This is a genomic window from Mycobacterium sp. IS-1742 (genome assembly GCF_001500125.1).
Classification (GTDB): Bacteria; Actinomycetota; Actinomycetes; order Mycobacteriales; family Mycobacteriaceae; genus Mycobacterium.
This window is the reverse complement of record NZ_LQIV01000045.1, coordinates 138,142-160,887: the sequence shown is the minus strand read 5'-3', so window position 1 is coordinate 160,887 and position 22,746 is coordinate 138,142. Positions and strand designations below refer to the sequence as shown.

Here is a 22,746-nt window from a genome sequence, read left to right as displayed (position 1 = left end):
CAGTGGTCAAACCGGAGCGCCGCACCCGCGGTGACGTGATCGCCGCCGTCGCGATCGCCGCCGTGGCCGCGGTGGCCGCGGCCGTGGTCTGGTGGACCAGCGACGCCAGAGCCACCATCAGCCGGCCCGCCGCGCAGGCGGTGGCCGATCCCGACCCCGCGACCGAGGTGCCGCGGACCCTGCGGGAACTGTGGAGCGCCGCCAGCCCGAAGACACGGCTGCCGGTCGTCGTCGGCGGCAGCGTCGTGACTGGTGACGGTCAGACGGTGCAGGGTCGTGATCCCGCCAGCGGGGACACGGTGTGGAGCTACGCCCGCGGTGTCGACCTGTGCGGCGTCACCTCGGTCTACCACTACGCGGTGGCCGTGTACCCGGACTCGCGGGGGTGCGGTCAGGTCAGCACGATCAACGGCAGAACGGGTAAGCGCGGCAATGCGCGCACCGGGTTCGCCGACCCGAAGGTGACCTTGAGCACCGACGGCACCACGGTGCTGTCGTTCGGCGAGAGCCGACTCGAGGTGTGGCGTTCGGACATGGTTCGCATGCTCAGCTACGGCGCGCTCGACGCCCGGATCAAACCCGACGTGCCCGTCGCGCCCCTGTGCCGCCTGACGTCGGCGGCCGCCAGTTCCTCCGCGGTCTCGGTGCTCGAGGCCTGCCCGAACGAGCCCGACCTGCGCTTGACGCTGCTGCGGCCGTCCGACGAAGAGGACGTGCCGGACATCAAGTACGTGGAACTGCCGGATGTGGCCGCCGACTCCGACGCCCGCGTCATCGCCGTCTCGGACACCACCACGGCGGTGTACCTGCCGACGCCGAAGCCGACCGTCAACGTCATCGACGAGACCGGGACGACGGTGGCCAGCACCTTGATGACGACGCCCGCGTCCCCGGACGCCGTCGCGACGCGCGCGGGTGACGTGATCACGTGGTGGACCGGGGACTCGGTGATGGTGTTCGACGGCTCCGGCCTCCGGTACAAGTACACGGTCACACCGTCGGGACCGAGCCTGCCGCTCGGGCCGGCGGCCGAGATGGCCGATCGGTTGCTGGTGCCGGTCACCGACGGGTATGACGTCTTCGACCCGGGTTCGGGCACCGGCGAACGGCACATCCCCCTGGCCCGTCCCCCGGTCGACGGCGCGGTCGTCCCCGCGGTGGTCGGTGACCACCTCGTGGAACTGCGCGGCGGCGAACTGGCCGGACTGGGCTAGAACTCCGGGGCGTAGGTGGGCAGGTCCTTACCGTTCTTCCAGTGCTTGAGCAGCGCTGCGGCCAGATCCCGGTAGGCCAGCGCACCCTTGTTCTTGCGGCCCGCCAGCACCGACGAGCCCGACGCGCTGGCCTCGGCGAACCGCACGGTCCGGGGGATCGGCGGCGCCAGCACCGGCAGCTCGTAGCGGTCGACGACGTCGAAGAGCACGTCCCGGCTGTGGGTGGTCCTGGAGTCGTACAGCGTCGGCAGCGCGCCCAGCAGCCTCAGGTCCGGGTTGGTGATGGCCTGGACGTCGGACACCGTGCGCAGGAACTGGCCCACCCCGCGGTGCGCCAGCGTCTCGCACTGCAACGGCACGATGACCTCGTCGGCGGCGGTGAGTCCGTTGAGCGTGAGCACGCCCAGCGACGGCGGGCAGTCGATCAGCACCACGTCGAACGTGCCGGTGACCTTGGCCAGCGCGCGTTTGAGCGCATGTTCGCGCCCGGCCCGCATCAGCAGCATCGCCTCGGCGCCGGCCAGGTCGATGTTGGCCGGCAGCAACGTCATCCCCTCCGGTGTGTCCACCAACGCCGCATCCGGTTCCACCTCCCCGAGCAGCACTTCGTGCACCGAGACCGGCAACTTGTCGGGGTCGTGGCCCATCGAGAACGTCAGCGACCCCTGAGGGTCCAGATCGACCAGCAGCACCCGCTTGCCGCTCTCCGCCATCGCCGCACCAAGCGACGCAACCGTCGTCGTTTTGGCGACCCCACCCTTTTGATTGGCGACCGCAAGTACTCGCGTCACGGGTGCCATCCTGACACGCGCAGGGCCGAGACACACGGACGTGCGGCAGAATCGGCGGGTGTGGGCCTGACCGACCATCGACTTCTGCTGATCCGGCACGGCGAGACGGAGTGGTCGCGTTCGGGACGCCACACCAGCCGCACCGACCTCGAACTGACCGAAACCGGCCGTGACCAGGCCACCCGCACCGCCGAGGCCCTGGACCGGCTCACGCTGGACGACCCGCTGGTGATCAGCAGCCCACGGCGGCGGGCGCTGGACACCGCGAAACTGGCCGGCCTGGCCGTGGACGAGGTCTCCGAGCTGCTCGTCGAATGGGATTACGGCGACTACGAGGGCCGCACCACACCCGAGATCCGCGAATCCGACCCGGACTGGCTGGTCTGGACCCACGGCTGTCCCGGCGGGGAGAGCGTCGAGGCGGTCCGCGAACGCGCTGACCGCGCGGTGGAGATGGCCTGCGGGCACCTCGAGACCCGCGACGTCATCTTCGTCGGGCACGGCCACTTCTCCCGGGCGGTGATCACCCGCTGGGCGGAGCTGCCGCTGACCGACGGCATCCGGTTCGCGATGGTGGCGGCATCGATCGCGGTGTGCGGATGGGAGCACGGCGTACGCCAGATCAGTGCACTGGCGCTGACCGGTTACCCGCATCCGTGCATGCCGACGTGACCGGGCCTGCGGACGCCGAGCCGACCTTCGTCCTGGCCGGCGCCGACGGTGTCGTCCTGGCCGACGGCCTCCACACCGCGTACCCCGCACTGCCGGACGCGCGCGCCGCGCTGGCCGCCGGTGACACGCCGATCGTGTTGGGCGCGTTGCCCTTCGATCTGACCGCGCCGACGGCACTGTTCCGCCCACAGGACGTCCGCTTCGTCGAGGCGCTACCGGACTGGCCCACCGCCGACCTTCCCCACGTGCACATCGCCGAGTTCCGGCCCGCACCGCACGAGCACCGCGCGCGCGTCGCGTCGGCGGTGAGCGCGCTGAACGACCCCGCGACCGGACTACACAAGGTCGTCCTCGCACGGGCGTTGCACCTCACCGCCGACGGACCGCTCGACGCGAGGACCCTACTGCGGCGCCTGTTCTCCGACGACGCGGGCGCCAACGCATACCTGGCCGACCTCACCGCCGCCGACGAGCGCCACCGCGGTGCGGCCCTGATCGGCGCCAGCCCCGAACTCCTGGTGGCCCGGCGCGGGGACGTCGTGACATGCCAGCCGTTCGCCGGTTCGGCGCCGCGCTTCGCCGACCCCGCGGCCGACCGGGCCAGCGGCGCTGCGCTCGCCGATTCGGCCAAGAACCGCCACGAGCACGCGATCGTGATCGACGAGGTGCGCAAGGCCCTCGACCCCTACTGCGTGGATCTGCAGATCGCGCCGACACCGCACCTCAGCGCGACCGCCGCCGTCTGGCACCTCAGCACGCAGATCACCGGACGCCTACGCCAGACGTCCACCACCGCACTGGATCTCGCGGTCGCGCTACACCCCACCCCGGCGGTCGGCGGAGTCCCCACCGACCTGGCCGCCGCACTGATCCAGCGCCTCGAGGGCGATCGCGGCTTCTACGCCGGCGCCGTCGGGTGGTGCGACGCCGCGGGCGACGGCCGCTGGGTGGTGTCCATCCGGTGCGCGCAACTGACCGCGGACCGTCGCGGCGCGGCGGCCCACTCCGGCGGCGGCATCGTCGCCGAATCCGATCCCGACGACGAAGTAGCCGAGACCACAACGAAATTCACCACCATCCTGTCCGCACTGGGGGTAACGCCATGACTGTGACCATCCGCCGGGTGGAGCCCGGTGACGAGGTGGAGCTCACCGCAATGGTGCACGAGCTGGCCGCGTTCGAACGCGCGTCCGCGGAGTGCACGGTGACCGAGAAACAGTTGCGCGAAGCGCTTTTCGGTGCGCAGCCCCGCGTCTACGGTCACCTCGCCGAGGTCGACGGTCGGGCCGCCGCCGGGGCCCTCTGGTTCTACAACTTCTCGACCTGGGACGGCGTGGCCGGCATCTACCTCGAGGACCTGTTCGTCCGACCGCAGTACCGCCGCCACGGACTGGCCCGCACCCTGCTGTCGACCCTGGCCCGCGAATGCGTGGCCAACGGCTACAGCAGACTGTCGTGGGCGGTGCTGGACTGGAACGAGAACGCGATCGCGCTCTACGACGCCGTCGGAGGCAGACCCCAGACCGACTGGATCACCTACCGGGTGTCGGGTCCGGAATTGTCGGCACTGGCGGGGTCCTGAGCGCCCAGCCACTGCAACGCCGAGGGGCTGAACAAGAGCAGCAGCGCGGTGAGCGCGACCACGGCGACCGGGATGCCGAAGAACCACTGATGCGATCCGACCGCCACGTACCACGTCACCGGAAGCAACAGCAGCTGCGCGAACACCGCGATGCCCCGGCCCCACCGCCGTCCGGTCCACAGCGCCCACGCGGCAGCCATCACCCCGCCGCCGACGATCGCGAACCACGCCGCCGTGCCGAACTTGTTCAGCCCGGCCTCCTCGGCGCGCGAGAAGCCGCTGACGAGATAGACGAGGGCGGCCACCACACCGGTGGCTCCCTCGAGGGCCACCAGCACGGCGGCCTGACGCACGGTTGACGGCGCGGGAACGGGCACGACGTCGAGCCTAGATGTTCGCGGTTAGGCTCATGCCTCGTGCGTGCCGTGCTGATCGTCAACCCGAACGCCACGTCGACGACCGCGGCCGGGCGCGACCTGCTCGCCCACGCCCTGGAGAGCCGCACAGAGCTCACGGTCGTCCACACCGACCACCGGGGCCACGCCATCGAGATCGCCCAGGAGGCGGCCGCTGACAGCGTCGACGTGCTCATCGTGCACGGCGGCGACGGCACCGTGAACGAGGTCGTCAACGGCGTCCTGCGCGAACGCGGGCGTGACGCCGGCGCGCCGGCCGTCGCTGTCGTCCCCGGCGGATCGGCCAACGTCTTCGCGCGCGCGCTGGGCATCAGCCCCGACCCCATCGAGGCCACCAACCAGCTCGTCGACCTCCTCGGCGAACACCGCCGCACCGGGGTGTGGCGGCGGATCGGGCTGATGGACTGCGGGGAGCGCTGGGCGGTCTTCACCGCGGGCATGGGCGTCGACGGCGACGTGGTGGCCGCCGTGGAGGCGCAGCGCGCCAAGGGCCGCAAGGTCTCGGCGTCGCGCTACATCCGGGTCGCGGTGCGCGAGGTGCTCGCCAGCGTGCGCAAGGAGCCGACCTTGACGCTGCACATGCCCGACCAGGAACCGGTGCCCGGGGTGCACTTCGCGTTCGTGTCGAACTCCAGCCCCTGGACCTACGCGAACGCGAGACCGATCTGGACCAACCCGGGCACCACGTTCGAGACGGGGCTGGGCGTGTTCGCCACGACCAGCATGAACGCCTGGGCAAATCTGCGGCTGGCCCGGCAGATGTTCGCCCGGGTACCGAACCCGGTGGCCCGCCACCTGATCCGCGACGACGACGTGGCGTGGATCCGGATCACGTCGGACATACCGGTGGCCTGCCAGATCGACGGAGATTATGTCGGCCCGCGCGAAACCATGACCTTCACCTCGGTGCCCGACGCACTCGGGGTGGTTGCGCCGGCCGCAGAACCGCTCTGACCTGCGACGGCGGGATCCGCAAAAAATTTTTGAGCGCAGGTGTGTTGAGTGTAGTACGAACGGGTAAGCGCACCCCTAACGTGGTCACCCAGTGACATTGCCCACGCTTGAACGCGCATCTCTTGACATCCGTCGAGCCTGTGAAAACATCGGATGCAACAGTGCAGAAACATTTAGTGTGCACGCGTTAACAGCCGAAGAAAAGCTCGTGCGCCCTGCTGCGCACATAGTGAGGAGTTAAAGAATGGATTGGCGTCACAAGGCCGTCTGTCGCGACGAGGATCCCGAGCTGTTCTTCCCGGTGGGGAACAGCGGTCCGGCGCTCGCGCAGATCGCCGACGCGAAGCTCGTATGCAACCGCTGCCCCGTCACCACGGATTGCCTGAGCTGGGCATTGGAGTCCGGCCAGGACGCCGGCGTGTGGGGTGGCATGAGCGAGGACGAGCGTCGCGCCCTCAAGCGTCGCAATGCCCGCACCAAGGCCCGCAGCGGAGTCTGACCGCTCCGCAGGATCAGTGAAGGCCCCGGCGAAAGCCGGGGCCTTCACTGTGTCCGGAAACACAATTCGGCGCCGCCGATCCATTTCCGTGAATCGCCATTTCGGCCGCTGTGCCCTACTGCGCGGCTCGGCCGCGGCGCCCGATGGGGACCCTCAACACCACATCCGTCCCCCCACCCGGCACATCGTGCATCCCGAGCGATCCGTCCAACTCCGCCGACACCAGCGTCCGCACGATCTGCAACCCCAGCCGATCGGACTTCTCCAGGCTGAACCCGGCCGGTAGGCCGCGCCCGTCGTCGTGCACCACCACGTCGAGCCAGCGCGCCGAACGCTCCGCCTGGATCGTGATGCTGCCCTGAGCGGTGTTGACGTCGAACGCGTGCTCGATCGCGTTCTGCACGAGTTCGGTGACGACCATGATCAGCGCCGTCGCCCGGTCTGCGTCGAGCACGCCGAGGTCACCTTCCCGCTTGATCCGGATCGGCGGGCCGACGCTGGCCACGTCGTTCATGATCGGCAGGATGCGGTCGACGACCTCGTCGAGGTTGACCTCCTCGTCCACCGACATCGACAGTGCGTCGTGCACCTGGGCGATCGAGGACACCCGCCGCACGGACTCCATCAGCGCCTCGCGGCCCTCGGCGTTGTTGGTGCGCCGGGCCTGCAGGCGCAGCAGCGCCGCCACCGTCTGCAGATTGTTCTTCACCCGGTGGTGGATCTCGCGGATCGTCGCATCCTTCGACAGGAGCGCGCGGTCGCGCCGCTTCACCTCGGTCACGTCGCGGATCAGCACGGCGGCGCCCACCGCGGCGCCGTGCACCACGAGCGGCATCGTGCGTAGCAGCACCGCCGCGCCGCCGGCGTCGACCTCCATCCGCATGCTGGACCCGCCCGCAAGCGAGTCACGCACGTGGTTGGCCAGTTCCTGCGCCTCGAACGGATCGGAGATGAGCGGACGCGTGACCGTCACGAGGTTGTGGCCCTCGAGATCGGCGTTGAGCCCCATCCGGTGATACGCCGAGATCGCGTTGGGGCTGGCGAACACCACCGTGCCCGCGCCATCGAGGCGGATGAACCCGTCCCCCACCCGGGGGCTGGAGCGGGACATGGCCAGATCGCCGACATTGGGGAAGGTGCCCTCGGAGAGCATCAGCAGCAGATCGCCCGCACAGTCCAGGTACGCGACCTCCAGCGGGCTCGCCGTGCGCCGGGCCGCCAGCGCGGTCTGATGGGTGAGCACCGCGACGACGTGCTCGCCGTACCGCACTGGCACCGCCTCGACGTTGAGGCCGGGCGCGTCGTTCTGCGCGGCCGACCCCTCCCGGCCGATGATGCCCGACTCGAAGGTGGCCGTGACCAACGGCATGGTCTCGGGGATCGCGGTGGTACCCACCGCGTCGGCCAGCAGCACGGTGGCAGCGGTGTTGGGCCGCACCTGGGCGACGCAGACCAGCACGCCGTCGTCGCGGCGCACCCACATCAGGTAGTCGGCGAAGGACAGGTCGGCCAGCAGCTGCCACTCCCCGACCACGGCATGCAGATGGTCGACGGCGTTGCCGGGCAGCACGGTGTGCTCGGCGAGCAGATCACCGAGGGTCGACATATCGCTCTACCCGGAGGCGCTGAACGCGCTAGCTGATCACCGCGATGAGGTCACCGGCCTGGATCACATCACCCTCGGCCACGTTGACCTTGGTCACCGTGCCGGCCACCTCGGCGAGGACCGGGATCTCCATCTTCATGGACTCGAGCAGCACCACGGTGTCACCCTCGCCGATCCGATCGCCCTCGTGGACCACGACCTCGAGCACACTGGCCACGATCTCCGCGCGAACATCCTCGGCCATCTTCACCCCACTCAGTGTCTGCTGTTGCCGCTCTATCGAACCACAACCCCGCGTCGTCGGAGCACCCACCGGGCCGTGAGACAATGGCAGGCGACCGCCCGCGTGACGCGGGTCGGAGATTTCCGAGACCCTTTCCGAGACCGTATGGAGGATCCCCATGGCCAAGCGAGGCCGCAAGAAGCGCGACCGCAAGCACTCGAAGGCGAACCACGGCAAGCGACCCAACGCCGGTTCGAAGTCAGTGCGCTGACCAGCAGGTTCTAGACAACACGACACCGCGGCTGCCGGCGGGGATCAGGTGAATCCCGTCGACAGCCGCGGTGTCGTCGTCTCTGCGTCAGCTGCGGTAGATCGTGGTGCGGCTGATCTCGATGCGCAGCCGCTCGCGTAGCCGGTCCGGCGCCTTCTCACCACCGCACTTGGCGGCGATCAACCGCTTGACCCGTTCCTCCACGCCGTAATGGCGCAGGCAGGCGGGGCATTCCTCGAGATGGTGCTTGAGCTTGTCGCGCGTCTCCGCGGTGCACTCGCCATCGAGCAGCGTCCACACCTCCGCGATGACGGCGGCGCATTCGGGATGCTCCGGGTCGACCGGGCCGACCGGCGGTGTCCACCGCTCTTCGTCACTCACGACGACACCTCCTCGGGCGCTTGCGTACCGCGGATGAAGCCGCGGTCTCGGGCGACATCGGCGAGCAACTCACGCAGCTGCTTGCGGCCACGATGCAGCCGGGACATCACGGTCCCGATGGGCGTATCCATGATCTCCGCGATCTCCTTGTACGGGAATCCTTCGACGTCGGCGTAGTACACCGCCATCCGGAAGTCCTCCGGCAGAGCCTGCAGCGCCGCCTTGATCTCCGTGTCCGGCAGCGCTTCGAGCGCCTCCACCTCGGCAGACCGCAGACCCGTCGACGAATGCTCGGCGTTCGCGGCGAGCTGCCAGTCCGTGATCTCCTCGGTGGGGTACTCCGACGGCTGGCGCTGCTTCTTGCGGTAGCTGTTGATGTAGGTGTTGGTCAGGATGCGGTACAGCCACGCCTTGAGGTTGGTGCCCTCACGGAACGACCGGAACCCGGAATACGCCTTGACCATCGTCTCCTGCAGGAGGTCCTCGGCGTCGGCGGGATTGCGCGTCATCCGCAGCGCACCGCCGTAGAGCTGGTCGAGGAGCGGGATCGCGTCCCGCTCGAAGCGTGCGGTCAGCTCGGCGTCGGTTTCCTGTCGGTCGGCCGCCGATGCGTCGATGTCGGTCATCGTGGTCGACACCGTCCCTTCTGTCGCGGCGCCGTCGAACAGGCCCGGCAGATCCACCGGACGTTGCAGGCAGGCCGTTGGCACCGAAGTCCTCCCATGATCCTAGTGGTAGTGACCGACACGTTCCCGGCTGCGTGTGCCGCCGAAGTCGCCTGTGTCAACAGCGGGACCGAGCGCCGTTGTTCCCGACCGCCTCTAAGCTGACCGGCGTGCGCGCAGCCACGCCCGCGATCGCGGCTCTCGTCTCCGACGGGGCACCGCACGCGGTCCTGCAGTACCGGCACGATCCACGGGCCGGTTCCTACGGTGACGAGGCCGTGGCGGAACTCGCCGCCACCGGCGTCGACGCACAGCAGGTCTTCAAGACACTCGTGATCGCCGTTCCGAAGGGCCTCGCGGTGGCGGTGCTCCCGGTGCCGGCCAAGTTGTCGCTGAAGGCGGCGGCCGCGGCGCTCGGCGAATCGAAGGCGACGATGGCCGAACGGGCCGCCGCCGAGCGGTCGACGGGCTACGTCCTCGGCGGCATCTCCCCGCTCGGTCAGCGCAAGCGGCTACCGACGGTGATCGACGCGTCGGCGCTGCAGTGGGACCGCGTGCTGTGCAGCGCCGGTAAGCGCGGGCTCGAGATCGCGGTCGCACCGGCGGATCTCGTTCGGCTCACCGGCGCAGTGACCGCCGACATCGCGGTGTGACGGCCGCCGTCACGTGACGTCGGAGGGGTGCTTCGCCAGCGGCGTCACGTGGATGTCCATGAAGGGGAACAGCGGCAGCGCCGAGATCAGTTCGTGGAGTTCGTCGTTCGACGCGACGTCGAAGATCGAGAAGTTGGAGTACTCGCCGACGATGCGCCAGATCTGCGGCCACTTCCCCGAGCGTTGCAGCTCCTGTGAGTAGGCCTTCTCCCGGGAGACCAGATCGGAACGCACCTCGGGATCCAGATCGTGCGGGATTCGCACGTCCATCCGCACATGGAACAACATCGGCGGTCAGCCCCGCACCGGGTCGAGGACGAAGTCGTAGGTGACGGCCTCACTGCCGTCGGCCTGCGACACCGGCGCCAGCACCAGTTCCGGTTTGACGGCGGTGGCGATGTCGTCGTCGTTGTGGGGGTCGCCGGGGAAGTACAGCTGGGCGGTCAGCAGCTCGTGGCCGGGCGCGGACACCTTGACGTGCAGGTGGGCCGGCCGCCAGGCGTGCCAGCCGGCGGCGGCGATCAGCTTGCCGCACGACCCGTCGGTCGGGATCTGGTACGGCGCGGGGCGAATCGTGCGGATGCGGAAGGCGCCGTCGGATCCGGTGCTGAAGCTGCCCCGCAGGTTCCACTGCGGCAGGCCCGGCGCGAACTGCGAATAGAAGCCGTCCGCGTCGGCGTGCCACAGCTCGACCTTGCCGTTGAGCGGAGTGCCGTCGGTGGAGGTAATGGTGCCGTTCCAGACCAGCGGGGTGCCCTGCTCGCCGGGTCGCATCGGCATGGTGCCGTCGGCGCCCAGTTCGGGTGAGCCCGGCACGTAGTAGGGACCCTCGATGCTGCCGCGGTTGCCGCTGCGGTGGGAGGTGGCGACGTCCTCGACCGCGTGCTCGACCCAGACGTCGAGGAACAGCGGCCATTCGCCGTCCTCGCCCACGCCGATCAGCCACGCCTTGAGCGCGTTGTACTCGTCGTAGGTGACCTGGTGCTTGCGGACCGTCTCGTGCACCGCGGCGAGCACTTCTCGGGCCAGCAGGTCGACGCGCTCACGCGGGGTGTCGCGGACCGCGTCGTAGGGCGACTTGTCGGTGCGGAAGCGGTCGGTCGCCGAGGCGCCGGAGGCGGCGGCGCTGGCCTGGACCGGGGCGGGGGTGTCGAACGTGGTCATGTCGTACTCCTGGATGGTGATGAGGTGGGCTGGCGTCAGTCGTCGGTGCGGTAGTGGGCGAGTTTGTCGGGGTCGATCTCGATGCCGAGGCCGTTGCCCGCGGGACGCCGCAGGACGCCGTCGCGGATCTGCAGCGCCTCGGTGAGCAGGTCATCGCCCATGTCGAGGAAATTCGACAGCTCACCGGCGTAGCGGGAGGTGGCGGCGAACGCGGATCCGAACGTGACGGCGCAGGCCGTGCCGATCTGCCCGTCGATCTGGTTGCCGATCACCATCTCCACTCCGAGGCCCTCGGCGAGGTGGTGGACCCGCTGCGACTGGGTGAAACCGGTGCGCGCGGTCTTGATGCTGATCGCGGTGGCCGATCCGCCGAGCAGCTCGCGCGTCACGTCGGCCGGGGTCGGCACGGATTCGTCGGCGATGAACGGCATGTCGAGGCGCCCGACGAGGCGGCGCCGGCCCAGCACGTCGTCGGCGGGGCACAGCTCCTCGGCGAACAACAGGTCGAGGTCGGCCATCTGCGTCATCGCCCGCAGGGACTCCGACGCGCTCCAACCCCGGTTTCCGTCGACGTAGAGCTCGACGCTGTCACCGAAACGCTCACGCAGCGCGCGCACCACCGCGGTGTCGAGTGAGACCGGCCGGCGGCCGACCTTGACCTTGAAGGTGTTGACGCCGTAGGTGTCCCGGATTCGCTCGGCTTCGGCGACCATCGCCGCCGGGCTGTCGAAGCCCAGCATGTGGCTGACGCGCATGCGGTCGGTGAACCCGCCGAGCAGATCGCCGACCGGCAGCTGCAGGGTGCGGCCCAGCGCATCCCAGATCGCAATGTCCACAGCGGATTTGGCGGTCGGATTGCCGACGGTGCGGCTCAGGCGCGAGCCCACCACCTCACGTTCGGTCAACGCGAGCCCGACGACCTGCGGCGCGAAGATCTGCTGGATGACCGCGACGATGCCGGTTTGGGTCTCGCCGTAGGTGAACGGCCGCGGCGGGGCCTCGGCGACACCGACGACCCCGTCGTCGGTGTGCACCCGGACCAACACGTGCTCGGCGACGGTGACCTCGCCCGAGGCGAACTTCAGCGGTTTGACGTAGGGGATCGCGAACGGGATCGCTTCCAGGTGCGTGATCTTCACTGCACTCCTCCGGTGGGCAGGGAGTTCGGGATCGCGTGGGCGGCGAAGGCGGCGTCGAGCACGCCGACCACCGCCTCGACGAGCGGGTTGTCGTCGCCGCTGCGCCAGGCGAGCGCCAACTCGATGGTCTGGGCGTCGAGCAGGTCGCGGAACACGATCCCCTCCAAGGGAAGTGCGCGCACCGACCGCGGCACCACCGCCACCCCGAGGCCGGCGGCGACGAGGGAGAGCAGGACCGCGGTACCGGGCGCCTCGTGCTCGCGGTGCGGGACGAATCCGGCCTGGCGGCAGCTGCGGACCACGGCCTCGTTGACCGCGGAGTCGCGACTGCCGTAGGCGATGAACGGCTCCGTGCGCAGATCGGCCAGTGAGACCACTGGTTCGACGGCGAGCCGGTGGTCGACCGAGACGGCGAGCACGAGCGGCTCGATGTCGATGGTGCTCAGTTCGATGTCCTGCCCCACCGCCGGCGGTCGGAGGACGCCGAGATCCAGTGCGCCGCTGCGTAATCCGTCACACTGATCGGGTGTCAGCAGGTCCGCCCGGATCTGCAGCGCGACGTCGGGGAGTTCCCGCCTGACCACCCTGGCGATCCGGGGCAGGTGCGAGAAGGCCGCGGTGCCGGTGACCCCCAACCGGACCAGCCCGCTGCGCCCGGCCGCGATGCGTCGTACCCCTCGAACGGCATCGTCGACCCCCTGGAGGATCCGGGCCGCCTCGGCCTGCAGGAAGTCCCCGGCCGCGGTCAGCGACACCTGGCGGGTGGTCCGGTTGAACAGCGTGACGCCCAGTTCGTCCTCGAGCTGCCGGATCGAGTACGAGAGCGCCGGCTGTGCCACATGCAGCTGCTCGGCGGCACGGCCGAAGTGGCAGGTGTCGGCGACGGCGGCGAAGTACCGCAGATGGCGCAGCTCCATGGCGTCTCTCGTTCCTGAGTCACAGCTCCGGTCGGGTGTGACCGGCGCCACGGCCCAGAGTAGGACCGCGATACATACAGGACAAGGATTCGTTTTCGTCTTATTGATCGACAATATCCATCAATCGGCACCTGGGCCAGGACTGGGCATCACCCTAGTGTGACGGCAGACACGTGGTGCCAGTCTGCAAGGAACACGTCACAGGAGGCACCGATGAGCGCACCCACAGCAGAACACCGCGGCCACCTCGAGACCGTCCTCGCCGACGCGGTGATCGACGACCGCGAGGCCGGCGTCTACCGGACCAACCGGCGGATCTTCACCGACGAGGACATCTTCGAACTCGAGATGGCGCACATCTTCGAGGGCAACTGGATCTACCTCGCACACGAGAGCCAGGTGGCCGAACCGGGCGACTACTTCACCACGTACATGGGCCGCCAGCCCGTCGTCATCACCCGCGGCCGCGACGGCGTACTGCACTGTCTCATCAACGCGTGCGCGCACCGCGGGGCCATGGTGTGCCGCCGCAAGACCGACAACCGGATGACGCTGACCTGCCCCTTTCACGGCTGGACGTTCCGCAACGACGGGACGTTGCTCAAGGTGAAGGACCCGGAGGGCGCCGGCTATCCGGCCGGCTTCGACGTCGACGGCTCGCACAACATGACCAAGGTGGCCCGCTTCGACAGCTACCGCGGGTTCCTGTTCGGCAGCCTCAACCCGGACGTCGCCCCGCTCGGCGAGCACCTCGGCGACACCACCACGGTCATCGACATGCTCGTCGACCAGTCCCCCGACGGGCTGGAGGTGCTGCCTGGATCGTCGACCTACACCTACGACGGCAACTGGAAAGTGCAGGCGGAGAACGGCGCCGACGGCTATCACGTCACCGCGACGCACTGGAACTACGCCGCGACCACGTCGCGGCGCACCACCGGCGAGTCGGCCAACGACACCAAGGCGCTCGACGCGGGCAGCTGGGGCAAGTCCGGCGGCGGCTACTGGTCCTACCCGAACGGCCACCTGTGCCTGTGGACCTGGGCGGCCAATCCCGAGGACCGTCCGTTGTGGGACCGGCTCGACGACCTCAAGGCCGTCCACGGCGAGGCCAAGGGCGAGTTCATGGTCAAGGGTTCGCGCAACCTGTGCCTGTACCCCAATGTCTATCTGATGGACCAGTTCTCGACGCAGATCCGCCACTTCCGGCCGATCGCGCCGGACAAGACCGAGGTCACCATCTACTGCATCGCCCCGAAGGGCGAGAGCGCCGACGCCCGCGCCCGCCGCATCCGCCAGTACGAGGACTTCTTCAACGCCTCGGGCATGGCGACCCCCGACGACCTCGAGGAGTTCCGCTCCTGCCAGCTGACCTACCAGGCCGCCGCCGCCCCGTGGAACGACATGAGCCGCGGCGCCCAGCACTGGCTGTCGGGACCGGACGAGGTCGCCGAGTCGCTGGGCATGCACGGCGTCATCTCCGCCGGCGTGCGCAACGAGGACGAAGGCCTCTACCCCGTCCAGCACACCTACTGGCTGCAGACCATGCGCGCGGCCCTCGCCCAGGACGACACTGGATCGGAGAAGTGCTCATGACGAACGAGACCGTCACCGGCGCAACCCAACTCATCACCCAGAACATGATCGAGCAGTTCCTCTACCGCGAGGCCCGCTACCTCGACGACCGTGAGTTCGAGAAGTGGCTGGGGTGCTACGCCGACGACGTCGTCTACTGGATGCCGTCGTGGGCCGACGACGACACCCTGGTCGAGGATCCGCAGCGCGACATCTCGCTGGTGTACTACGCGAACAAGGGTGGCCTCGAGGACCGGGTCTTCCGGATCCGGACCGAACGCTCCTCGGCCACGTCGCTTCCCGAACCACGCACCAGCCACAACATCTCGAACGTGGAGGTCATCGAACGCCGCGGCGATCTCGTGGACGTCCGGTTCAACTGGCACACCATGTACTTCCGGTACAAGACGATCGACCCGTATTACGGCACGTCGTTCTACACGATCGACTTCTCCGGCGACGCCCCGCTGATCCGTCGCAAGACCGTGGTGCTGAAGAACGACTACATCCACCACGTCGTGGACATCTACCACTTCTAGAAGGCCCCGCCATGACATCCACCGAGTCCCGCACCCACCAGGTCGCGCTGTCGTTCGAGGACGGCGTCACCCGGTTCATCAGTTGTCGTGACAATCAGACCGTCGCCGACGCGTCCTACCGCCAGCGCATCAACATCCCCCTGGACTGTCGTGACGGAGCGTGCGGAACGTGCAAGGCGCTCTGCGAATCCGGCACGTACGACGGTGGCACCTACATCGACGACGCCCTGCCCGCCGACGAGGCGGCCGCCGGCTACGTGCTGCCCTGCAGCATGCGGCCCCGGTCGGACCTGGTGCTGCAGATCGCCAGCAGTTCCGAGGTGGCCAAGACGGCCGCCGCGACATTCCGGGGCACGCTCGTCGAGCTGGACCGGGTGTCGCCGACAACCGTGGCCTTCGGCGTCGAGATCCCCGACCGCGACGACCTCGCATTCCTGCCCGGCCAGTACGTCAACGTCGCGGTACCCGGGACCGACGTGGTGCGCTCGTATTCGTTCAGCAACGCCCCACATGAATCACGGCTCACGTTCCTGGTGAAGCTCACCCCCGGCGGCGCGATGTCGACCTATCTGGCCGAACGGGCCGCGATCGGCGATGCCGTCACCTTCACCGGCCCGCACGGCTCGTTCTTCCTGCGCGAGACCGAACGGCCCATCCTGCTGTTGGCCGGCGGCACCGGCCTGGCGCCCGTGCTGTCGATGCTGCGCACCCTGCAGGCGGCGCGCAGCCCCCGCAAGGCGCACCTCGTCTACGGCGTGAGCTCGGACGTCGACCTCGTCGAACTCGACACGCTGCGCGCGATCGCCGCGGACCTGCCCGGATTCACCTGGGAGTACTGCGTCGCCGACCCGGCGAGCACCGCGGCCAACAAGGGCCCCGACCGCGCCTACGTCACCAGCCTGATCCGTCCCGAACACCTCTACGACGGCGACGTCGCGGTCTACCTGTGCGGGCCCCCGCCGATGGTCGAGTCGGTGCGCAAGCACCTCGCCGCGGAGGGCATCGAACCGTTCGGCTTCTACTACGAGAAGTTCGCGCTGGCCGCGCCCGCCGCGTCCGGGGGCGCCCCGTCCCCCGCGTCCACGCCGGTCGTCACCGCGCCGCGCGAGCAGCCGGCCCTCAGCCCGGATGCCCGGACGGTGGCCGGCCAGGCCCTGTTCCCCGACGTCGCGATCGGGGCGGCCCCGGGGCGCGTCGCCGCGACCGATGACGGCGACACCGCGCTGATCACCGGGGCGGACCGGTCGGTGGCGGGCCAACTCCTCTTCCCCGCCCGGACGTCCCCCACCCGGACCGCAGCAGCGCCCGCCGAACCCACCGAGGTCGCCGCCGACGGCTATCAGATCGGCGAGGAGCACCCCGAGGTGCACGAATCGGACGCGATCTTCCAGGCCCGTGAGGCGCTGGAACTGGGTGCCCTCGAGCTGACGATCGGCCGCTTGAGCGCATCGCAGCTGACCGGATACCGGCTGCTCGCCGAAGCCACGCTGCCCCACGTCGACGGCGACCGATTCGTCGACGCGGCCCGGTACACCGAGACCAACGCGGCGTTCCACGACCACCTGTTCACCCTGACCGGCAACGACCACCTGTTGCAGGCCTATCAGGCTCTGGGCGTGAAGGCGCGCATGGACGACGTGCTCCGCAATGCCACATGGTGTCATCCGCTGTGCGCGCGAGACCACGTCGACATCGTCGCGGCGTTCGACGCCGGTGACCGGGATGCGGCACGGTCCCTGATCTCCGCGCACGCCGAGCGCTCCAAACAGACGATGCGACGCGCCATGGCCGACGCCCAGGCGGCGCGGCGCCCGCGGTTCGTCACACCCGGCCGGTTCGCCGGCAAGATCGTGCTGGTCACCGGCGCCGCGCAGGGCATCGGCGAGCAGACCGCCCGCCGCATCAGCGCCGAAGGCGGCCGTCTGGTGCTCGCCGACCGTTCGGAGCTGGTCAAGGAACTGGCCGACGAACTGGCCGCCTGCGGACCGGATGCGCTGGCGGTCACGACAGACCTCGAACACGCCGAAGGCGCCGAAAACATGGTGGCGCAGGCGTTGTCGGCGTTCGGGCGCATCGACGTGCTGATCAACAACGTCGGCGGCGCCATCAACTTCAAACCGTTCATCGAGTTCACCGACCGTGAGATCCGCGCCGAGGTCGACCGGTCGTTGATGACGACCCTGTACGCCAGCCGGGCGGCGTTGCCGTCGATGGTGACGCGCAGCGCAGGCGTGATCGTTAACGTCTCGTCGGCTGCGACCCGAGGTATCCATCGCATCCCGTATTCCGCGGCCAAGGGCGGTATCAACGCGATCACCGCGTCGCTGGCCGTCGAGTACGCCGGCGACGGCATCCGCGTGGTCGCCGCCGCGCCGGGTGGGACCGACGCACCGCCGCGCCGGATCTCTCGTGGCACACCGGACTTCGGCACCGACACCGAGCGCGCCTGGTTCCAGGCCCACATCGACCAGACCGTCGGCTCGTCACTGATGAAGCGGTACGGCACCCTCGACGAACAGGCCGCGGCCATCTGTTTCCTCGCCTCCGACGAGGCGTCCTACATCACGGGTTCGGTCCTGCCGGTCGCCGGCGGCGATCAGGGCTAGCGACGGACGGCGCGCGCCTACGATGTGGGCGTGATGATCGTGTCCGGGGCATGCGTCGGGCGCGACCGCGAACTGGCCGAACTCGCCGGCCGCTGCACGGCGACCGTGACGTCGGGCGCCGACGTCGTCGCGGTGCTCGGACCGCCCGGCATCGGGAAGACGGCGCTGCTCGCCCGGTTGGCCGCCGACCACCCCGACGCCCACACCGCTCGGGCGCTGCCGTGGGAGACCGAGACCCCGGGCGCGGTGCTGGCCCAGTTGCTGCAGGACGACGTGCCCGCCGACCCGGTCAGCCGGTTCCTCGATCGCGTCGCGGCGCACCGGCCGGCGTTGGTGATCGTCGACGACGCCGAGCATTCCGACGCGCTGTCGCTGCAGGTGCTCGAGACCGCGGTGCGCCGCCACCGCGCCCACCCCCTGCTGGTGGTGCTCGCGATGGCCTACCCGAAACCCGCACTGACGCGGTTCGTCTCGGCGGAGATGCGGTTGACCGGCCTGGACACCGCGGGCGTCGCGGAACTGGCGTCGCGGCGCGGGCGGATTCTGCATCCGACCATGGTGGCGGCGCTCACCAGGCACACCGGCGGGAACCCCCGCGACGCCCTGGCCCTGCTCGACGAGGTGCCGGCGCCGGTGTGGTCGCGCCACGACGCGCAGTTGCCCGCACCGGCGCGCACCGTGGCGGCGGTGCGCGGGCGTCTCGAGGCCTGCGGCCCGCACGGCCGGGCGCTGGTGGAGGCGCTGGCGGTGCTCGGGGACGGCGGATCGCTCGGCGAGGCGGCGCAACTGGCCGGTCTCGACGATCCGCTGAGCGCGGTCGACGAAGCCGTGAGCACCGAACTGGTCACCACGACAACCGGTTTCGGCGTCGCCGTGGGCTCGAGCCTGATCCGGGCGGCGGTGCTCGAGGCGATGGGCGTGCGGGCGGCGGGCGTGGCGCACCGGCGTGCGGCCGAGATCGTCACCGACCGGGTCCGCCGGCTGCGACACCTGGTGGCGGCCACCCCCGTCCCGGACGCCGCACTGGCCGACGACGTCGAGGCGCTGGCGCGCGAACGCGGCGCCGAGGGCGCCTGGGCGGAGGCGGCGACCCTGTTCCGCGAGGCCGCCCGGTTGACCCCCGACCCGCTGGTGCGCGACGACAGGCTCACCCGCTCGGTGGACGCTCTCGTCGCCGCCGGCGACACCGCGGGGGCCGCCGCGCTGGTGCCCGCGGTCGAGAGCCTGCGCGAGACGCCGCTGCGCGACGCCGCGCTGGCATATCTGGCGATCGTGCGCGGCCGCGCGGCCGAGGCGGACGTCCGGTTGCGCAGGGCGTGGGGCATCGTCAACGTCGACCGCGATCCCGAGGCGGCCGCACTGATCTCCGGCCGGTATGTCCTGCACGCGTTGATGCGTTGCCGCGGAGCCGAACTCGTGCAGTGGGCGGATCGGGCGATCGCGTTGTCCGGCGACGACTCCCCCGCCGGCGTCGAGGCCGCCGCGATCCGTGGGCTCGGTCTGTCGGCGGTCGGCCATTCGGCCCGCGCCTCGGCCGCCTACGACGAGTTGAGCTCCCGCGTCCGCTACGGCGCACAGGCCCAGCGCATCGCGATGGGCCGCGGTTGGCTGCAGTTGGCCGGCGACGACCTCGACGCCGCACGCAGCAGCCTCGAGGGCGCCGTGTCGACCACCGAGCTGGGCGGTTCGGCCCGGATCGCGTTGTGGGCGTTGGGATGGCTGGCCCGGGTGCAGTTCCTCACCGGCGACTGGGACCAGGCACTGGGCACCGTCGAACGTGGGCGCCTGACGGCCGCCACCAGCGGTATCGTCCTGGTGACCCCGCTCCTCGAGTGGACGGCCACGCAGGTGCACGCCCTGCGCGGCGACTTCGAGGCCGCGCAGGCCGCGGTCCGGGCGGCGGACGCCGTCACCCAGGGATACGAGATGATGCATCTGGCAACATGTCTCGCGCGGGCGCAGATCGCCGAGGCGGAGGCCGATTACGCCGGGGTGCGCCGGGCGCTCGAGCCGCTGACCAGGTTGTCGGGGCACGTCACGACCGAACCCGCGTTGTGGCCGTGGGTCGATGTGCTGGCGAATGCGATGGTCCTCGACGGGCACCCCGACGCCGCCGAGGCGTTCATCGATCCGCACCGCCAGCGTGCCGACCGGCGTGCCCAGCGCTCGACCCGGGCCCGGTTCGGGTATGTCCGCGGGCGGATCCTGGGCGCCGCGGGTGACATCGACGCCGCCCGGCGCGCCTTCGACGAGGCGCTCGCACTGCTCGACGGTCTTCCGCTGCGCTACGACCTGGCCCGGGTCAACTTCGCCTACGGACAGACGCTGCGCCGAGCCGGTAAGCGCCGCGACGCCGATGCCGTCATCGGCACGGCGCGCGACCTCTTCCTTTCCCTCGGCGCCCAGACCTACGTGGCGCGCTGCGAACGGGAACTGAAGGCCGGAGGTGTGCACGTCGTGCGCGGGCCGCGCGGCCACGCGGAGCTCACCCCGCAGGAGGATGCGGTGACGACGCTTGTCGCGCAGGGTCTTTCGAACCGCGAGGTGGCTGCCGAGCTGTACGTCTCACCGAAGACCGTGCAGTATCACCTGACTCGCATCTACGCCAAGCTCGGGGTGCGCTCACGCGCGGAACTCGCCGCGTTGCGCAGTTGAGCCCGCCGGTCGGTGACCGGCGCGGCGGTCGCGGCCGTCACGTCGCCGACGGACACACCCGGTGCCAGGTCGACGAGCTCGAATCCCGCGCCGGTCACGTCCAGCACGCCCAGGTTGGTGATCACCCGGCTGACCACTCGGCGGCCGGTCAGAGGGAGGTCGCACGCGGAGACCAGCCGGGGCGCACCGCCCTTGGTCACGTGCTCCATCAGGACCACCACCCGGCCCGCCCCGTTCACCAGATCCATCGCGCCGCCGATGCCCTTGACCATCGCACCCGGGACCATCCAGTTGGCGAGGTCGCCGGCCATCGAGACCTGCATCCCGCCGAGGACGGCGACGTCGACGTGCCCGCCGCGGATCATCGCGAAACTGGTGGCCGAGTCGAAGTAGGACGCCCCGGCCAGGACGGAGACCGTCTGCTTTCCCGCGTTGATCAGGTCCGGGTCGACCTCGTCCTCGTAGGGGAACGGGCCGACACCGAGGATGCCGTTCTCGGCGTGCAGAGTGACCTGTGAACCGTCGGGCAGGTGGTCGGGAATCAGTGTGGGCAGCCCGATCCCGAGGTTCACGTAGTCGCCGTCGCGCAGTTCGGCGGCCGCGCGGGCGGCCATCTGGTCGCGGGTCCAGCTCATCGGATCGTCTCCTGGGGTCGGGCGCGGGTGGTGCGCTTCTCGATGTCCTTGCGCAGCGCCTGGATCGGGGTCAGCTCGACGATGCGCTGCACGAAGATGCCGGGCAGGTGGATCTCGTCGGGCGCCAGTTCGCCGACCTCGACGACCTTCTCGGCCTCGACCAGGGTGATCCGGCCTGCCATCGCGGCGGGCGGGTTGAAATTGCGTGCGGCGGCGTGGAATCGGCAGTTGCCGGCGCGGTCGACGACGGCGGCCCGGATGAGCGCGTAGTCGGTGACGATCGCTTCCTCGAGCACCATTTCCTGACCGCCGAACGTGCGGACCTCCTTGGGCGGGGAGGCCAGCGCGACACTGCCGTCGGGGTGGTAGCGCCACGGCAGGCCGCCCTCGGCGACCAGTGTGCCGACCCCGGTCGGGGTGAAGAACGCGCCGATCCCGCTGCCGCCCGCGCGCAGTCGCTCGGCGAGCGTGCCCTGCGGGGTGAGTTCGACGGTCAGCTCGCCGGCGAGGTACTGCCTGCCGAACTCCTTGTTCTCGCCGACGTAGGAGGCGATGACACGGCTGATGCGGCCCGCTTCGAGGAGCAGCCCGAGCCCGGTGCCGTCGACCCCGCAGTTGTTGGAGACGATGGTCAGGTCGTCGGCGCCCTGGTCGAGCAGCGCCTCGATGAGGAACCACGGGATGCCGGCGAGCCCGAACCCGCCCACGGCCAGGCTGGTGCCGGCGGGGATGTCGGCGACCGCTTCACGGGCCGAGCCCACGACTTTGTCGATTGTCACGATTGCTCCAGGTGTTCGATGAGGGCGGGGGTGACGACGCCGGGCTGTTGCGCGTTGGCGAGGTGCGCCGCGTCGGGGACCACCAGCAGTCGGCCGTCCTTGACGCCGTCGGCGATCTCGCGCAGCTTCGCCACAGGTGTGGCCGGATCGCGGCTGCCGGCGACGGCAAGGGTCGGCGCGACGATCGAGGCGAGGTCCTCGCGCAGGTCGAGTGCGGCGATCGCCTCGCAGCAACCCGCGTAACCCTCGGCGGGGGTGGCGGCCACCATGGCCTCGCAGCCCGCCCGCACCGCCGGATGCGCCGCCCGGTACGCGGGGGTGAACCAGCGCTCGACGACGGCGCCGGCCACCGCGCCGCTGCCTCGCGTGCGCACGACCTCGGCGCGTTCCAGCCAGGTCGACGCGGGTGACAGCACGGTGCCGGTGCACAGCACCGCCAGCCGGTCGACGCGTTCGGGGTTGCGGGCGGCCACCCGCATCGCCGTCATGCCGCCGAGCGACAGGCCGACGAGGTGGGCGTGCTCGATGCCGAGGCGATCCAGCAGGGCGACGAGGTCGTCGGCCAGGTCGTCGATCCGGTACGGGCCCGCGGGCGTCGGGGAGGCGCCGTGGCCCCGGGTGTCGTAGCGCACGACGCGGAAGCGCGCCTCGAGGTCGGCGAGCTGTGGGTCCCACATCCGGTGGGTGGAACCGAGCGAGTTGCTCAGCACCACGACCGGCCCGTCGTCACGGCCGCTGACGAGTGTGTGAACATCCACCGAAGTCATGCCTTCGACTGTAATGACGTGGTCTTATATTGAGAAATATCTG

Annotated in this window: 25 protein-coding genes; 12 read left to right on the top strand and 13 right to left on the bottom strand. The window is 70.0% G+C overall.

Going from position 1 to position 22,746, the window contains the following annotated elements:
* Positions 1-2: 2 nt before the first annotated feature.
* Positions 3-1,214 (top strand): Rv3212 family protein, encoded by a 1,212-nt coding sequence (locus AU196_RS24765; protein ID WP_059097724.1) that lies wholly within the window; start codon positions 3-5, stop codon positions 1,212-1,214.
* Here AU196_RS24765 and AU196_RS24760 read toward each other — a convergent pair.
* Positions 1,211-2,014 carry a ParA family protein gene (locus AU196_RS24760; protein ID WP_197415889.1) on the bottom strand — a complete coding sequence of 268 codons (804 nt, stop codon included), beginning with the start codon at positions 2,012-2,014 and terminating at the stop codon, positions 1,211-1,213. The two genes, AU196_RS24765 and AU196_RS24760, sit on opposite strands and share 4 nt — an antisense overlap.
* Positions 2,015-2,065: 51 nt before the next feature.
* Here AU196_RS24760 and AU196_RS24755 point away from each other — a divergent pair, with 51 nt between their 5' ends.
* Genes AU196_RS24755 through AU196_RS24745 form a run of 3 tightly spaced genes read left to right on the top strand, consistent with a single transcriptional unit; the run spans position 2,066 to position 4,259 of the window.
* Positions 2,066-2,677, top strand: a complete 612-nt coding sequence (locus tag AU196_RS24755) for an acid phosphatase (protein WP_059097723.1) — start codon at positions 2,066-2,068, stop codon at positions 2,675-2,677.
* On the top strand, positions 2,674-3,783 hold the full coding sequence (locus tag AU196_RS24750) for an isochorismate synthase (RefSeq protein WP_059097766.1): 1,110 nt from the start codon (positions 2,674-2,676) through the stop codon (positions 3,781-3,783). Before AU196_RS24755 ends, AU196_RS24750 begins: the two co-directional genes overlap by 4 nt.
* Complete coding sequence (locus AU196_RS24745) at positions 3,780-4,259, top strand: GNAT family N-acetyltransferase (RefSeq protein ID WP_059097722.1); 480 nt, start codon at positions 3,780-3,782, stop codon at positions 4,257-4,259. The genes AU196_RS24750 and AU196_RS24745 overlap by 4 nt, the downstream gene beginning before the upstream one ends.
* Here the strand turns inward: AU196_RS24745 and AU196_RS24740 are convergent.
* On the bottom strand, positions 4,214-4,636 hold the full coding sequence (locus AU196_RS24740; RefSeq protein WP_059097721.1) for a hypothetical protein: 423 nt from the start codon (positions 4,634-4,636) through the stop codon (positions 4,214-4,216). The two genes, AU196_RS24745 and AU196_RS24740, sit on opposite strands and share 46 nt — an antisense overlap.
* A 39-nt stretch (positions 4,637-4,675) precedes the next feature.
* Between AU196_RS24740 and AU196_RS24735 the strand changes: the two genes are divergently transcribed.
* Positions 4,676-5,629, top strand: a complete 954-nt coding sequence (locus AU196_RS24735; protein ID WP_059097720.1) for a diacylglycerol/lipid kinase family protein — start codon at positions 4,676-4,678, stop codon at positions 5,627-5,629.
* Between the two features lie 244 nt (positions 5,630-5,873).
* The gene (gene whiB1 / locus AU196_RS24730) at positions 5,874-6,128 is read left to right on the top strand and encodes a transcriptional regulator WhiB1 (protein WP_059097719.1); all 255 of its coding nucleotides are present in this window, start codon (positions 5,874-5,876) and stop codon (positions 6,126-6,128) included.
* A 115-nt stretch (positions 6,129-6,243) separates the two neighbouring features.
* Here the strand turns inward: whiB1 and AU196_RS24725 are convergent, their stop codons facing one another.
* Both AU196_RS24725 and AU196_RS24720 read right to left on the bottom strand, forming a co-directional pair.
* The gene (locus AU196_RS24725) at positions 6,244-7,734 is read right to left on the bottom strand and encodes a sensor histidine kinase (RefSeq protein ID WP_059097718.1); all 1,491 of its coding nucleotides are present in this window, start codon (positions 7,732-7,734) and stop codon (positions 6,244-6,246) included.
* Between the two features lie 28 nt (positions 7,735-7,762).
* Entirely contained in the window at positions 7,763-7,978 is a 216-nt protein-coding gene (locus AU196_RS24720; RefSeq protein ID WP_059097765.1) for a biotin/lipoyl-binding carrier protein, read from the bottom strand.
* Positions 7,979-8,135: 157 nt separating this feature from the next.
* Here AU196_RS24720 and AU196_RS26455 point away from each other — a divergent pair, with 157 nt between their 5' ends.
* Positions 8,136-8,228, top strand: a complete 93-nt coding sequence (locus tag AU196_RS26455; protein WP_003882799.1) for a 50S ribosomal protein bL37 — start codon at positions 8,136-8,138, stop codon at positions 8,226-8,228.
* A gap of 87 nt (positions 8,229-8,315) precedes the next feature.
* Here the strand turns inward: AU196_RS26455 and rsrA are convergent, their stop codons facing one another.
* Together rsrA and AU196_RS24710 are read right to left on the bottom strand one after the other, a co-directional pair.
* On the bottom strand, positions 8,316-8,609 hold the full coding sequence (gene rsrA / locus AU196_RS24715; RefSeq protein WP_059097717.1) for a mycothiol system anti-sigma-R factor: 294 nt from the start codon (positions 8,607-8,609) through the stop codon (positions 8,316-8,318).
* Positions 8,606-9,235 carry a sigma-70 family RNA polymerase sigma factor gene (locus tag AU196_RS24710; protein WP_197415896.1) on the bottom strand — a complete coding sequence of 210 codons (630 nt, stop codon included), beginning with the start codon at positions 9,233-9,235 and terminating at the stop codon, positions 8,606-8,608. The genes rsrA and AU196_RS24710 overlap by 4 nt, the downstream gene beginning before the upstream one ends.
* Positions 9,236-9,435: 200 nt before the next feature.
* Here AU196_RS24710 and AU196_RS24705 point away from each other — a divergent pair, with 200 nt between their 5' ends.
* Positions 9,436-9,927: an aminoacyl-tRNA deacylase gene (locus AU196_RS24705; RefSeq protein ID WP_231737719.1), complete on the top strand. Its 492-nt coding sequence runs from the start codon at positions 9,436-9,438 to the stop codon at positions 9,925-9,927.
* Positions 9,928-9,936: 9 nt separating this feature from the next.
* Here AU196_RS24705 and catC read toward each other — a convergent pair whose 3' ends face one another.
* Genes catC through AU196_RS24685 form a run of 4 tightly spaced genes read right to left on the bottom strand, consistent with a single transcriptional unit; the run spans position 9,937 to position 13,147 of the window.
* Entirely contained in the window at positions 9,937-10,215 is a 279-nt protein-coding gene (gene catC / locus AU196_RS24700) for a muconolactone Delta-isomerase (RefSeq protein ID WP_059097714.1), read from the bottom strand.
* 6 nt (positions 10,216-10,221) lie between these two features.
* Positions 10,222-11,091: a catechol 1,2-dioxygenase gene (catA, locus tag AU196_RS24695; protein ID WP_059097713.1), complete on the bottom strand. Its 870-nt coding sequence runs from the start codon at positions 11,089-11,091 to the stop codon at positions 10,222-10,224.
* A 35-nt stretch (positions 11,092-11,126) separates the two neighbouring features.
* The gene (locus AU196_RS24690; protein WP_059097712.1) at positions 11,127-12,230 is read right to left on the bottom strand and encodes a mandelate racemase/muconate lactonizing enzyme family protein; all 1,104 of its coding nucleotides are present in this window, start codon (positions 12,228-12,230) and stop codon (positions 11,127-11,129) included.
* The gene (locus AU196_RS24685; protein WP_059097711.1) at positions 12,227-13,147 is read right to left on the bottom strand and encodes a LysR family transcriptional regulator; all 921 of its coding nucleotides are present in this window, start codon (positions 13,145-13,147) and stop codon (positions 12,227-12,229) included. The genes AU196_RS24690 and AU196_RS24685 overlap by 4 nt, the downstream gene beginning before the upstream one ends.
* Positions 13,148-13,360: 213 nt before the next feature.
* Between AU196_RS24685 and benA the strand changes: the two genes are divergently transcribed.
* Genes benA through AU196_RS24665 form a run of 4 tightly spaced genes read left to right on the top strand, consistent with a single transcriptional unit; the run spans position 13,361 to position 20,522 of the window.
* The gene (gene benA, locus AU196_RS24680; protein WP_059097710.1) at positions 13,361-14,743 is read left to right on the top strand and encodes a benzoate 1,2-dioxygenase large subunit; all 1,383 of its coding nucleotides are present in this window, start codon (positions 13,361-13,363) and stop codon (positions 14,741-14,743) included.
* Positions 14,740-15,261 carry a benzoate 1,2-dioxygenase small subunit gene (gene benB, locus AU196_RS24675; protein WP_059097764.1) on the top strand — a complete coding sequence of 174 codons (522 nt, stop codon included), beginning with the start codon at positions 14,740-14,742 and terminating at the stop codon, positions 15,259-15,261. The genes benA and benB overlap by 4 nt, the downstream gene beginning before the upstream one ends.
* Positions 15,262-15,272: 11 nt before the next feature.
* Positions 15,273-17,867 carry a benzoate 1,2-dioxygenase electron transfer component BenC gene (benC, locus tag AU196_RS24670; RefSeq protein WP_059097709.1) on the top strand — a complete coding sequence of 865 codons (2,595 nt, stop codon included), beginning with the start codon at positions 15,273-15,275 and terminating at the stop codon, positions 17,865-17,867.
* A gap of 33 nt (positions 17,868-17,900) precedes the next feature.
* Positions 17,901-20,522, top strand: coding sequence for a helix-turn-helix transcriptional regulator (locus tag AU196_RS24665; RefSeq protein WP_059097763.1), 2,622 nt, complete (start codon positions 17,901-17,903; stop codon positions 20,520-20,522).
* Here the strand turns inward: AU196_RS24665 and AU196_RS24660 are convergent.
* The 3 genes from AU196_RS24660 to pcaD are packed head-to-tail and all read right to left on the bottom strand — an operon-like array spanning position 20,468 to position 22,703.
* Positions 20,468-21,157 (bottom strand): 3-oxoacid CoA-transferase subunit B, encoded by a 690-nt coding sequence (locus AU196_RS24660; RefSeq protein ID WP_059097708.1) that lies wholly within the window; start codon positions 21,155-21,157, stop codon positions 20,468-20,470. The two genes, AU196_RS24665 and AU196_RS24660, sit on opposite strands and share 55 nt — an antisense overlap.
* Positions 21,154-21,936, bottom strand: a complete 783-nt coding sequence (locus AU196_RS24655; protein ID WP_059097707.1) for a CoA transferase subunit A — start codon at positions 21,934-21,936, stop codon at positions 21,154-21,156. Before AU196_RS24655 ends, AU196_RS24660 begins: the two co-directional genes overlap by 4 nt.
* Positions 21,933-22,703: a 3-oxoadipate enol-lactonase gene (pcaD, locus tag AU196_RS24650; protein ID WP_059097706.1), complete on the bottom strand. Its 771-nt coding sequence runs from the start codon at positions 22,701-22,703 to the stop codon at positions 21,933-21,935. The genes AU196_RS24655 and pcaD overlap by 4 nt, the downstream gene beginning before the upstream one ends.
* Positions 22,704-22,746 lie beyond the last annotated feature (43 nt).